The organism is Pseudomonas sp. BB438 (assembly GCF_057180225.1).
Window position 1 is genome coordinate 3,200,850 of record NZ_CM170001.1, and the last position, 12,645, is coordinate 3,213,494.

10 protein-coding genes are annotated in these 12,645 nt (G+C 65.9%); 3 read left to right on the forward strand and 7 right to left on the reverse strand.

Annotation, left to right across the window (positions count from 1 at the left end; all coding sequences use genetic code 11):
- Window positions 1-9: 9 nt before the first annotated feature.
- Window positions 10-1,266 (reverse strand): MFS transporter, encoded by a 1,257-nt coding sequence (locus AC1ZV1_RS14725; protein WP_484297566.1) that lies wholly within the window; start codon window positions 1,264-1,266, stop codon window positions 10-12.
- Window positions 1,267-1,877: 611 nt separating this feature from the next.
- Here AC1ZV1_RS14725 and quiC point away from each other — a divergent pair.
- A complete protein-coding gene (gene quiC / locus AC1ZV1_RS14730) occupies window positions 1,878-3,788 on the forward strand; it encodes a 3-dehydroshikimate dehydratase QuiC (protein WP_484297404.1) in 1,911 nt (636 codons plus the stop codon).
- 98 nt (window positions 3,789-3,886) lie between these two features.
- On the forward strand, window positions 3,887-4,552 hold the full coding sequence (locus AC1ZV1_RS14735) for a TetR/AcrR family transcriptional regulator (protein WP_484297405.1): 666 nt from the start codon (window positions 3,887-3,889) through the stop codon (window positions 4,550-4,552).
- A 126-nt stretch (window positions 4,553-4,678) separates the two neighbouring features.
- On the opposite strand, the gene AC1ZV1_RS14740 is transcribed toward AC1ZV1_RS14735, so the two are convergent.
- The 6 genes from AC1ZV1_RS14740 to AC1ZV1_RS14765 all read right to left on the reverse strand — a co-directional run bounded on the left by AC1ZV1_RS14740 (window position 4,679) and on the right by AC1ZV1_RS14765 (window position 11,352).
- Window positions 4,679-5,527 carry a shikimate dehydrogenase gene (locus tag AC1ZV1_RS14740; protein WP_484297406.1) on the reverse strand — a complete coding sequence of 283 codons (849 nt, stop codon included), beginning with the start codon at window positions 5,525-5,527 and terminating at the stop codon, window positions 4,679-4,681.
- A gap of 5 nt (window positions 5,528-5,532) precedes the next feature.
- On the reverse strand, window positions 5,533-5,973 hold the full coding sequence (aroQ, locus tag AC1ZV1_RS14745; protein ID WP_484297407.1) for a type II 3-dehydroquinate dehydratase: 441 nt from the start codon (window positions 5,971-5,973) through the stop codon (window positions 5,533-5,535).
- Between the two features lie 386 nt (window positions 5,974-6,359).
- Window positions 6,360-7,766: a dihydrolipoyl dehydrogenase gene (gene lpdA / locus AC1ZV1_RS14750; protein WP_484297408.1), complete on the reverse strand. Its 1,407-nt coding sequence runs from the start codon at window positions 7,764-7,766 to the stop codon at window positions 6,360-6,362.
- A gap of 17 nt (window positions 7,767-7,783) precedes the next feature.
- Window positions 7,784-9,070, reverse strand: a complete 1,287-nt coding sequence (locus AC1ZV1_RS14755; protein WP_484297409.1) for a dihydrolipoamide acetyltransferase family protein — start codon at window positions 9,068-9,070, stop codon at window positions 7,784-7,786.
- The gene (locus tag AC1ZV1_RS14760) at window positions 9,071-10,123 is read right to left on the reverse strand and encodes an alpha-ketoacid dehydrogenase subunit beta (RefSeq protein ID WP_484297410.1); all 1,053 of its coding nucleotides are present in this window, start codon (window positions 10,121-10,123) and stop codon (window positions 9,071-9,073) included.
- Complete coding sequence (locus tag AC1ZV1_RS14765; protein ID WP_484297411.1) at window positions 10,120-11,352, reverse strand: thiamine pyrophosphate-dependent enzyme; 1,233 nt, start codon at window positions 11,350-11,352, stop codon at window positions 10,120-10,122. The genes AC1ZV1_RS14760 and AC1ZV1_RS14765 overlap by 4 nt, the downstream gene beginning before the upstream one ends.
- A gap of 272 nt (window positions 11,353-11,624) precedes the next feature.
- Here AC1ZV1_RS14765 and AC1ZV1_RS14770 point away from each other — a divergent pair, with 272 nt between their 5' ends.
- Window positions 11,625-12,086, forward strand: a complete 462-nt coding sequence (locus tag AC1ZV1_RS14770; RefSeq protein WP_024762520.1) for an Lrp/AsnC family transcriptional regulator — start codon at window positions 11,625-11,627, stop codon at window positions 12,084-12,086.
- Window positions 12,087-12,645: the final 559 nt, after the last annotated feature.

Here is a 12,645-nt window from a genome sequence, read left to right on the forward strand (position 1 = left end):
GGGTGACCCTCACTCGGGTGCACCGGGCACCTTGCGCGGCGCCATGAAGAACATCCAGGCCAGGGCCAGGAAGTACATGGTCGGGATGATGGTGAAGAGGATCGCGTAGTTGTTGTGGGTGACGGTGAGGATGTAGCCGACGATCTGGGTCATGAACATGCCGCCAATCGCCGCGAACATGCCGCCAAAGCCGAACACCGTGCTCATCAGGTGCTTGGGCGTGTAGTCCATTACCAGGCTCCAGATGTTCGCTGTCCACGCCTGGTGCGCGCCGACGCCCAGGGCGATGGCGGCCACGGCGATCCACAGCCCGCTGGCCTTGGCGGCGACGATCACACCGATGATCGCGCAGGCGCAGATGAACATCGACAGTAGGCGCGCATGGATGGCGTTCATGCCGCGGCCGATCAGCCAGGAAGACAGGATGCCGCCGCCGATGCTGCCGAAGTCCGCGGTCAGCCAGATCAGCATCAGCGGGATGCCCATCTGCGTGACGCTGATCCCCAGGCCGTACTGCTGATTGAGGAAGGGCGGCAGCCAGTACAGGTAGAACCAGAACACCGGCGCGGTGAGGGCGTAGGCCAGGGCAAAGGCCCAGGTGCCGCGCATGCGCAGGATGGTGGAGAAGGGCACGCGCCCGGCCGGCGGCTCATCGGCTTCCTGGATGTAGTCCAACTCGCTCTGCTTCACCGTCGGGTGTTCTTCGGGGTTGAAGTATTTCAGGCTCCACAGCACGACCCAGACAAAGCCCAGCGCACTCATGCAGAGGAATGCCGCCTGCCAGCCCCAGGCGGCGAGGATCAGCGGCAACAGCGCGGGGGTGACCATGGCGCCGACGTTGGTGCCAGCGTTGAAGATGCCGGTGGCCATGGCCCGCTCGCCCGCCGGGAACCACAGGCGCGTGGTCTTCACGCAGGCCGGGTAGTTGGCCGCCTCGGTCAGGCCGAGGATGAAGCGGCAGACCATGAAACCGGCCGCCGAACTGGCCAGGCCGTGGGCGCCGGTGGCAAAGCTCCACAGCAGCACGGCGAAGAAGAACGCGCGCTTGACGCCGATGCGGTCAATCAGCCGGCCCTGCAGCACGAAGCCGATGGCATAGCCGACCTGGAACCAGAAGTTGATGTTGGCGTAGTCCATGGCCGTCCAGGCCATCTTCTCGGCGAGCACCGGTTGCATCACGCCCAGGGCGGCTCGGTCGATGTAGTTCAGGGTGGTGGCGAAGAACACCAGGGCGAGCATCCCCCAGCGCACCTTGCCGACGGCCATGGCGCCACGCACCTTGGCGAAAAAGGAGGAGCCATGCGGGGCGATCGCGGCGAGGGGAGCGGATTGCGTTTGGATCATGATCGGGGCCATCCGTTATCGGGCTGACGCGCAGCCTCAGGAATTATTGTCGTGCCGCAGGCATCCGCGTGCTCCACCGCCGATCGGCGTGGACAGAGGAAAGACGTGCGGTGGCTGGCGAAAATCAGTGCGCGCGATGGCGCCCGAGCAGGCAGCACAGGCCTGGCATCAGGCGGGCCAGGACGGTTTGCGGAGGGGGAATGGAGGCGGCGAGGTGAAGGTTGGGGATGTACATGAGCATTTACCCGTTCTTGAAATTGTTATGGATGACACGCAGGCCATCTCGCAGCGGCTGTGGGTGCTCCGGGGATTGAGGCAGGTCCCCGGGAGCCGGATTGCGTCGACGTGGCTAAATCTTGAGCAGCGGCCGGAACAGCGTCAATTCGATAAACGGCCTTTGGTTCGGTAATCGAACACAAAACTAACCAGTTAGTACACTTTAAATTGCTGCCGGGCCCGACCGCCAGAATAATCAGACTCAGCCGGAGACCGATTCCAACAAGCCCCTCACCACGCCCGGCGGGAGTTCAGAGATGCAACGTTCGATCGCCACCGTTTCCTTGAGCGGGACCCTGCCGGACAAGCTCGAAGCCATCGCCGCCGCCGGTTTCGACGGTGTGGAAATCTTCGAAAACGATCTTCTCTACTACGGCGGCAGCCCGCGTGAGGTTCGCCGCGTCTGTGCCGACCTGGGGCTGTCGATTACCCTGTTCCAGCCGTTCCGCGACTTCGAGGGCTGCCGCCGCGACCGCCTGCCGCGTAACCTCGACCGCCTGGAGCGCAAGTTCGACCTGATGCAGGAGCTGGGCACCGACCTGGTGCTGATGTGCAGCAACGTTGCGGCGGACTGCCTGGGCGAGCGCGAATTCCTCCTCGAGGACCTCGGCCTCGCCGCCGAGCGTGCCGGCGCCCGTGGCCTGCGCGTGGGCTACGAAGCCCTGGCCTGGGGGCGTCATGTGAACACCTGGCAGCAGGTCTGGGACCTGGTGCGCGAGGTGGACCACCCGTCGCTGGGTGTGATCCTCGACAGCTTCCATACCCTTTCGCTGAAGGGTGACCCTGCCGGCATCGCGCAGATTCCGGGGGAGAAGATCTTCTTCGTGCAGATGGCCGATGCGCCGATCCTGGCCATGGATGTGCTCGAGTGGAGCCGGCACTTCCGCAATTTCCCCGGCCAGGGCGAGTTCGATCTGCCGGGCTTCCTTGCGCCGATCCTCCAGAGTGGCTATCGCGGCCCGCTGTCGCTGGAAATCTTCAACGACGGCTTCCGCGCCGCGCCGCCGCGGGCCAACGCCGCCGATGGCCTGCGTTCGCTGCTGTATCTGGAAGAGAAGACCCGCGAGCGCCTGCTCGGCGAAGGCATGCCGCAGGAACAACTGGACTGCCTGTTCGCGCCGCCACCGGCCAGCCAGCTTGATGGTGTGGAGTTCCTCGAATTCGCCGTGGACGAAGCCCTTGGCGCGCGCCTGGGCAACTGGCTGGAGCGCCTGGGCTTCGCCCGTGCCGGCGAGCACCGCTCCAAGGCAGTGAGCCTCCTGCGCCAGGGTGATATCAACATCGTGCTCAATGCAGAACCCTATTCGTTCGGCCACAGCTTCTTCGAGGCCCACGGCCCATCGCTGTGTGCTACCGCGTTGCGCGTGCGTGACGCTGCCAGTGCGCTGGAGCGTGCGCAGTACTACAAGGGGCAGCCGTATCGCGGGCTGGTTGGGCCCAATGAGCGAGAGATTCCGGCCGTACGCGCGCCGGACGGCAGCCTCATTTATCTGGTGGAGGAACGCGCTGCCGGGCAGACCATCTATGAGGTGGACTTCAATCTCGATCCGAATGCACAGCCCTGCGGCAAGCTGCAGCGCATCGACCACATGGCCATGGCGCTGCCGGCGGACGGGCTGGACAGCTGGGTGCTGTTCTACAAGGGCCTGTTCGACTTCGAGGCCGACGATGAAGTGGTGCTGCCCGATCCCTACGGCCTGGTGAAGAGCCGCGCCCTGCGCAGCGCCAATGGCAGCGTGCGCTTGCCGCTTAATATCTCGGAAAACCGCAACACGGCGATCTCCCACGCGTTGTCCAGTTATCGCGGCTCCGGCGTCCATCACATCGCCTTTGCCTGCGAAGACATCTTCGCGGAGGTGGCGCGGGCGAAGGACGCGGGAGTGCCGCTGCTGGAAATCCCGCTCAACTACTACGACGATCTCGCTGCGCGCTACGACTTCGACGACGAGTTCCTCAGCGCGCTGGCCTACTTCAACGTGCTCTACGACCGCGACGCCAGCGGCGGCGAGCTCTTCCACGTGTACACCGAGCCCTTCGAGGAGCGCTTCTTCTTCGAGATCATCCAGCGCCGCGGTGGCTACGCCGGTTACGGCGCGGCCAACGTCGCCGTGCGCCTGGCGGCCATGGCCCAGGCGCGCAATGGCACGACCCGTCGGCCTAAGGTCTGAGTCGTCGCACTTTGCCTGAATGGCGTGGGGACGCGCATAATCCGCGCATCCCTTCACCCCAGCTGGCGCCCCTGGCGCCTGCTTGACGATGCAAAGCCATGACCGACAGCGCCACCCAGCCGACTCCCGCCGAAACCGCCCGCCGGGGCCGCAAGAACAACCCGGAGAAGACCCGCGAGGACATCCTCCAGGCGGCCATCGTCGAGTTCGTTCAGCAGGGGCTGTCCGGTGCGCGGGTAGATGCCATTGCCGAGCGCATGAACACCTCGAAGCGGATGATCTACTACTACTTCGGCAGCAAGGAGCAGCTGTACCAGGCGGTGCTGGAGAAGCTCTATGGTGACATTCGCGGCACCGAGCAGTCGCTGCACCTGGCGGAACTCGAACCGCTGGACGCACTGCGGCGGCTGGTGGATTTCACCTTTGATCACCATGACCGCAACGTGGATTTCGTGCGCATCGTCTGCATCGAGAACATCCACTACGGCCAGTTCGCCTCCGGCTCAGAGGCGATCCGCTCGATGAACAGCAACATCCTGCGCACCATCGAAGACATCCTCCAGCGGGGCGCCGCCAGCGGCCAGTTCCGCGGCGGCCTGCAGGCCATCGACGTGCACATGCTGATCAGCGGGTTCTGCTTCTATCGTGTCTCCAACCGCCATACGGTCGGCTCGCTGTTTCAGGTCGAACTGGAAGATCCGGCGATCAAGGCGCGGCACAAGGACATGATCATCGAGGCGGTGTTGCGGTACGTGCAGCCCTGAGCCGCGCTACCGCGATTATCGCATCCGATGCCGGCCTTGCCGGCGGATCGCGGGCACGGCCTGCTCCTGCAGGTTGGTTCCCAGTTTCGTAGGATGGTGTGGAGCGAAGATCGCTCCACGGCCTGATTACATTGCGCCGAAATGCGCCAGCATCCGCTCGGCGTCCGCTTCGACACCACTGAACAGCTCGAATGCCTTCGCCGCCTGGAACACCGCCATGTTGCCGCCATCCAGCGTGCGGCAGCCGAGGTTGCGGGCGTGCCTGAGCAGCGCGGTCTCCAGCGGGAAGTAGATGATCTCCGCTACCCACAGGTCCGAGTGCAGCAGCTCCAGCGGCAGTGGCGCGCCGGGCAGCTTGGCCATGCCCACCGGGGTGGTGTTGACCAGCCCGTCCGCCTCGGTGACTGCGCCGGCGAGATCGTGACCGACCCGCGCGTGCCGGCCGCCGAAATGCGCGTTGAGGTTGTCCACCAGCGCTTGCGCGCGGGCTAAGTCCACGTCGAAGATCGTCAGTTGCTGCACGCCTTCGCTGAGCAGGGCATGGGCCACCGCAGCGCCCGCGCCACCGGCGCCCAGTTGCACCACGCGCTCGCGCGGTGCGTCGCTGAGGTTGCGCCGGAAGCCTTCGGCAAAGCCCAGGCAGTCGGTGTTGTGGCCAATGCGCTTGCCATCACGCAGCACCACGGTATTCACCGCGCCGATGCCACGCGCCTCGTCGGACAGCTCGTGCAGCAGCGGAATCACCGCCTGCTTGCAGGGGAAGGTGATGTTCAGCCCGGTGTAGCCCATGCGTTCGGCGGCAGCGAGCAGGTCGGGCAGGGCGCCGCCGTCGACGCCCAGCGCATCCAGGTCGATCAGCCGGTAGAGATAACGCAGCCCCTGGGCGTCGCCTTCGCGTTCATGCAGGGCCGGGGTCCGTGACGCCTGGATGCCGGCGCCGATCAGGCCGGCCAGTACGGTGCGGTACTCGTTCATGGCGCTCACCCCTGCAGCAACCTGGCGAAGTGCTGGATGCCGGCGCGGTAGCCGTCGCTGCCCAGCCCGGCGATGACACCCACGGCGATGGCGGAGATGAAGGAGTGGTGCCGGAACGTCTCGCGCTTGTGCACGTTGGACAGGTGCACTTCGATCACCGGCAGCTCCACGGCGGACAGCGCATCGCGGAGGGCCACCGAGGTGTGGGTCCAGGCGGCCGGGTTGATCAGGATTCCGGCGCAGCGGCCGCGCGCCTGGTGGATCCAGTCGATCAGTTGGCCTTCGTGGTTGGTCTGGCGGAACTCGATGTCCAGGCCGTTCTCGGCGCCGGTGCGCTGGCAGAGCGCGGCGATGTCGTCGAGGGTTTCGTGGCCGTAGGTCGCGGGCTCGCGGGTGCCGAGCAGGTTGAGGTTCGGCCCGTTGAGCACGAGCAGGGTGTGGGGCATAAGGGGGCTCCGTTGTTTTTGTATGGCCGAGAAGACAAAGGCCTGTAGGAGCAAAATGTACCAAATGGTTAATTAGGTCAATGTGACGGAGATGGATGGCTTTTGTAGTGAATTTTCCCGTTAATTTGGCCGAATTGGCGTTAATGGCGGCGATCTTGTGAGTCCCAGCGTGTGGTCGCGGACGAAAGCAACACGACAATCCGTGCGGTGATCGATCAAAGTCCGCCGTTCGCGGGCATGTCTCGCTCCTACAGGAGCCCACCCTTTGGGAGGAGCGGGCCGTGCCCGCGTTCCATCCAGCGCAATACCCGCCGGCAAAAAAGACCCGCCAAGCGGCGGGTCAGAGGGGGAAGCCTGGAGGCCAGGCCAGTTGGAGAGGCCAGGCTTCAGACGTGCAAGGCATGCCCGAGCGCGCGCAATGCTGCTTCCTGGACCGCTTCGCCAAGGGTCGGATGAGCGTGGACGGTGCCGGCGATGTCTTCCAGGCAGGCGCCCATTTCCAGCGACTGCACGAAGGCCGTGGACAGCTCCGACACCGCCTTGCCTACGGCCTGCCAGCCGAGGATCAGGTGGTTGTCCTTGCGCGCCACCACGCGGACGAATCCGTCGCTGGATTCCAGGGTCATGGCGCGGCCGTTGGCGGCGAACGGGAAGCTCGAGGCCAGCACTTCGTATCCCGCGGCCTGTGCCTGTTCCGGCGACAGTCCGACCACCACCACTTCCGGATCGGTGAAGCACACCGCCGGGATGGCCGTGGGCGTAAAGGCGCGGCGCTTGCCGGCGATGATCTCGGCGACCATCTCGCCCTGCGCCATGGCGCGGTGGGCCAGCATGGGCTCGCCGGCGATGTCGCCGATAGCCCAGACATCGCGCATGGAGGTACGGCACTGGTCGTCGATCTTCACGGCGCGACCGTTCATGTCCAGGCGCAGGGTGTCGAGGTTCCAGCCGGCGGTGTTGGGGTGGCGGCCGACGGCGACCAGCACCTGGTCGGTTTCGATCACCCGCTGGGAGCCGGCGCCATCCTGCACCCGCAGGCCTTTGCCGTCCGGTTCCAGGCCCATCACGCTATGGCCCAGGTACAGCTCGATGCCCAGCTTGCGCAGCGAGTTGGCCACCGGCTTGGTCAGTTCCTCGTCATAGGTCGGCAGGATGCGCGGCTGCGCTTCCACCACTGTGACCTCGACGCCCAGCTTGCGGTAGGCGGTGCCCAGTTCCAGGCCGATGTAGCCGCCGCCCACCACTGCCAGGCGCTTGGGTAGCGTCTTCGGTGCCAGCGCCTCGGTGGAGGAGATGACATTGCCGCCCACCGGCAGAAACGGCAGCTCGACGGATGTCGAGCCGGCCGCCAGCAGCAGGTGCTCGGTGTGGATGTGCTGGGTGCCGCCTTCAGCCAGGTCCACTTCCACAGTCTTGCCGTCGACGATCTTCGCCCAGCCATGGACCACGGTGACGCCGTGCTTCTTCAGCAGCGCGGCGACGCCGGTGGTCAGGCGGTCGACGATGCCGTCCTTCCATTCCACGGTGCGCTCGATGTCGATGCTCGGCGCCTGCACGCTGATGCCCAGTGGCGACTTGCCGGCGAACTCGCGGGCCTTGAGGTATTCCTCGGCGGCGTGGATCAGCGCCTTGGACGGGATGCAGCCGATGTTCAGGCAGGTGCCACCCAGCGCGGCGCCTTCCACCAGCACGGTGCGGATGCCCAGCTGGCCGGCGCGGATCGCCGCGACATAACCGCCGGGGCCGCCACCGATCACCAGCAGGGTGGTTTCGAGAGTCTGGTTCTGTTTCACGTCTCTGGCTCCACTCATCAATCGATGAACAGGGTGGCGGGATGTTCGAGCAGGGCGCGCACGGCCTGGATGAAGGCCGCCGCGTCCATACCGTCGACCACCCGGTGATCGAAGGACGAGGACAGGTTCATCATCTTGCGCACGACGACCTGACCGTTGACCACCATGGGCCGCTCGACCATGCGGTTGACGCCGACGATGGCCACCTCCGGGTAGTTGATCACCGGCGTGCTGACGATGCCGCCGAGTGCGCCGAGGCTGCTCAGGGTGATGGTCGAGCCGGAGAGCTCCTCGCGGCTGGCCTTGCCGTGGCGCGCGGCTTCGGCGAGGCGAGCGACTTCCGCGGAGTTGCCCCACAGGTCGCGGGACTCGGCGTTGCGCAGCACCGGCACCATCAGGCCGTTGTCGCTCTGGGTGGCGACGCCCAGGTGCACCGCGCCGTAGCGGGTGATGACGTCGGCTTCGTCGTCATAGCGCGCGTTGAGCTGGGGGAAATCGCGCAGGGCGACGACCATGGCGCGGGCAATGAACGGCAGCAGGGTCAGTTTGCCGCGTGCCGCCGCATGCTTGGCATTGAGGTGCACGCGCAGGGCTTCGAGGTCGGTGACGTCGATCTCCTCGACGTAGCTGAAGTGCGGGATGCGCCGCTTGGCCTCGGCCATCTTCTGCGCGATCTTGCGGCGCAGGCCGATCACCGGGATCTGGTGCTCGTCGTGGCGCGCGGCATAGCCGGAGGCAATGGTGGCGCCGCCGTGTTCCAGGTAATGCTCCAGGTCCTCGCGCAGGATGCGCCCGGCCGGGCCGCTGCCCTGCACGAACTGCAGCTCCACGCCCAGGTCGCGGGCACGTTGGCGCACCGCCGGCGAGGCCAGCGGCTTCTCACCCGGTGCGCGGCGCGGCGCCAGCGAGGGAGCGGGGCGCGCAGCCGGGGCGACCGGCTTGCTCTCGACACGCGGTGCAGGCTTGGGTGCCTCGGCGACGGGGGCCGGTTTGGCTTCCGGCTTGGCTGCCGGCGCCTCGTCGTGGGGCTTGGGTTGCGCGGCTTCGCGGTGGTTGCCGTGGCCTTCCACTTCCAGGCGGATCAACTCGCCGCCCACGGCCATCACCTGGCCCGGCACACCGCCCAGGGCGATGATCGTGCCAGCCACCGGCGAGGGGATTTCCACGGTGGCCTTATCGGTCATGACTTCCGCCAGCAACTGGTCCTCATGGACCTCGTCGCCGACCTGGACATGCCACTCCACCAGCTCGACCTCGGCGATACCTTCGCCGATGTCCGGCATCTTGATGACGTGAGTGCCCATTCAGACCTCCATGGCGCGCTTGAAGGCCGCGCCGACGCGGGCGGGGCCGGGGAAGTAGTCCCATTCCTGGGCGTGCGGGTAGGGCGTGTCCCAGCCGGTGACGCGGGCAATCGGCGCTTCGAGGTGGTGGAAGCAGTGTTCCTGCACCAGCGACATCAGCTCGGCACCGTAGCCGCAGGTGCGCGTGGCCTCGTGGACGATGACGCAGCGGCCGGTCTTCTTCACCGATTCGACGATGGTGTCCAGGTCCAGCGGCCAGAGGCTGCGCAGGTCGATGATCTCGGCATCGATGCCGGTTTCCTCGGCGGCGGCCTGGGCCACGTAGACGGTGGTGCCGTAGGTCAGCACGGTCAGTTCCGAGCCCGGGCGGGCGATGGCTGCCTTGTCCAGCGGCACGCTGTAGTAACCCTCGGGCACCTGGCTGGCCGGGTGCTTGGACCACGGGGTCACCGGGCGGTCGTGATGGCCGTCGAATGGGCCGTTATACAGGCGCTTGGGTTCGAGGAAGATCACCGGGTCGTCGTTCTCGATGCAGGCGATCAAGAGGCCCTTGGCGTCGTAGGGGTTGGATGGCATGACGGTACGCAGGCCGCAGACCTGGGTGAACATCGCCTCCGGGCTCTGGCTGTGCGTCTGCCCGCCGTAGATGCCGCCGCCGCAGGGCATGCGCACCACCATGGGCACGGTGAAATCGTTGACCGAGCGGTAACGGATGCGCGCGGCTTCCGAGACCAGTTGGTCGGTGGCCGGGTAGACGTAGTCGGCGAACTGGATTTCCACCACCGGGCGCAGGCCATACGCTCCCATGCCCACGGCGGCACCGATGATGCCGCTCTCGGAGATCGGCGCGTCGAATACGCGGGAGGTGCCGTACTTCTTCTGCAGGCCCTCGGTGCAGCGGAATACGCCGCCGAAGTAGCCGACGTCCTGGCCGAACACCACGACGTTGTCGTCGCGTTCGAGCATCACGTCCATGGCCGAGCGCAGCGCCTGGATCATGGTCATGCTGGTGACCGCCTGGGCGTTTTCGTGTTGCGGGTTCATGGCATTCATACCCCGAGCTCCTGGCGCTGCCGGCGCAGGTGTTCCGGCAGGTCCTTGTAGACGTCGTCGAACAGGTTGGCGGCGCTGAACACGTGGCCGTCCACCAGCGAGCCGTGACGTTCGGCCTCTTTCTGCGCGGCGATCACTTCGGCTTCCAGCTCCTTCTTCAGCGCTTCCTGCTGTTCCTCGGACCAGATGCCGAGGCCGATCAGGTGCTGCTTCAGGCGGGCGATGGGGTCGCCCAGGGGGAAATTGGTCCAGTCGTCGGCGGGGCGGTACTTGGACGGGTCGTCCGACGTGGAATGCGGGCCTGCGCGGTAGGTGACCCATTCGATCAGGCTCGGGCCGTGGCCGCGACGGGCGCGCTCGGCAGCCCATTGCGAGGCGGCGTAGACGGCGAGGAAGTCGTTGCCGTCCACCCGCAGCGAGGCGATGCCGCAGCCCACGCCACGGTTGGCGAAGGTGGTGCCTTCACCGCCGGCGATGGCCTGGAAGGTGGAGATCGCCCACTGGTTGTTGACCACATTGAGGATCACCGGCGCGCGGTAGACGTGGGCGAAGGTGAGGGCGGTGTGGAAGTCGGACTCGGCGGTGGCGCCGTCGCCGATCCAGGCGGAGGAGATCCTGGTGTCGCCCTTGATCGCCGAGGCCATGCCCCAGCCGACGGCCTGGATGAACTGGGTAGCGAGGTTGCCCGAGATGGAGAAGAAACCTTTCTCGCGGCTGGAGTACATGATCGGCAGCTGGCGGCCCTTGAGCGGGTCCTGCTCGTTGGAGAGCAGCTGGCAGATCATGTCTTTCAGCGGGTAGTCGCGGGTGATCAGGATGCCTTGCTGACGGTAGGTCGGGAAGGTCATGTCGCCGTCGCGCAGGGCCATGGTGTGGGCGGTGGCGATGGCCTCTTCACCCAGGCACTGCATGTAGAAGGACATCTTCTTCTGGCGCTGGGCGGTGAGCATGCGCGCGTCGAAGATGCGCGTCTTGAGCATCAGGCGCATGCCGCGCAGCAACTGCTCGTGGCTCAGGTCCGGGGCCCAGGGGCCGACGGCATTGCCGTCTTCGTCGATCACGCGCACCAGGCTGAAGGCCAGGTCGGTGGTCTGCGCCGGCTCCACGTCGATGTCGGGCTTGCGCACCTCGCCGGCGGGCGACAGGTGCAGGTAGGAGAAGTCGGTCTTGCAGCCCGGACGCCCGGTGGGTTCGGGGACGTGCAGGCGGAGCGGAGCGTAGTCGGTCATGGCGGGTCTCCAGTAGTGATCGTGGGTGTGGATCAGCAGACGGAAGAGGCCATGCCTGGCGGGCGCACCCGGCCGGGTAAGGCTACGGTGCGGGTGCCGCGCGGGGTCGCGTGGCGGGTGGTGACATCACTCATGGTGAGGTCCTCGGTTGTTGTAGTTGTGGTTTCAGTATAGGTGTGACCGATTGGTTTTTTGCTCCAAATTGACTAGGTCTGAGCTTCAGGATTAGTGTGTTTGAACTATAAAAATGACGCTCAGTAGTACGAGGGAAAATGGCTGATCTCGACCGCACCGACCTGAAAATCCTCCGCGCCCTGGCCGACGATGGCCGGCTCTCCTGGCGCGATCTCGCGCAGAACATCGGCCTGTCGCTGACCCCGACCCTGCGCCGGGTGCGTCGCCTGGAGGAGGAGCACTACATCCAGGGTTACTTCGCCCGCCTCGACGAGGAGCGCCTGTCCGGCGGCATGAGCGTGTTCGTCTCGGTGTCCCTGGAAAAGCAGACCGGCGACTACCTCGCCCGGTTCGAAGAGCGCATCGTCCAGGCGCCGCAGGTGATGAGCTGCTTCCAGATGACCGGCGACGCCGACTACATGCTGCGGGTGGTGGTGAAGGACCTGTCGGCGTACCAGCTGTTCCTCACCAACACCCTGACGCAGATTCCCGGCGTGGCGGGGATCAAGTCGGCGTTCGCACTGAAGTCGGTGATGCTGCGCTCGGCGCCGCCGATCTGAGCGGCAGCCAGGGCGCCGGAGCAGACATTTCGCAGACAATGTCCGCTCCTACGCAAGCGCGCGCCGATCCCCCTCGTAGGAGCAACTGTCTTTCTCTGACAGTTTGTGCCTGGGATTTTCCCTCTCCCTAACCCTCTCCCTGAAGGGAGAGGGGATCGGTCGGTGCAGGATGTATCCATGGCGTCAGCCGGCACGGACAACTCCCTCTCCCTTCGGAGCGGGGCGCGCAGCCAGGGCGGGGGGAGAGGGCATGTCCCGGCAAGATTTTCAGGTAGGAGCGAGCTTGCTCGCGAACCGCCCTGCAGCAGGAGAACGCCGACCTTTCCGTGTAGGAGCGGACCTCGTCCGCGAATCCAATCGGCCTGTAGCGGACCTTCAGGCAGCCTGTAGGAGCGAGCTTGCTCGCGAACCTGTCGCCCGGCGTGGCGCCGACCCGATCACGGATGAATCCGCTCCTACATCAGCAGGCACCTGCCTCGCTCGGGCGTAGGAGCGGACTCCGTCCGCGATGGCTCGTCGCAGGCACTGAAACATCGGCGGAGCGCGGTTCGCGAGCAAG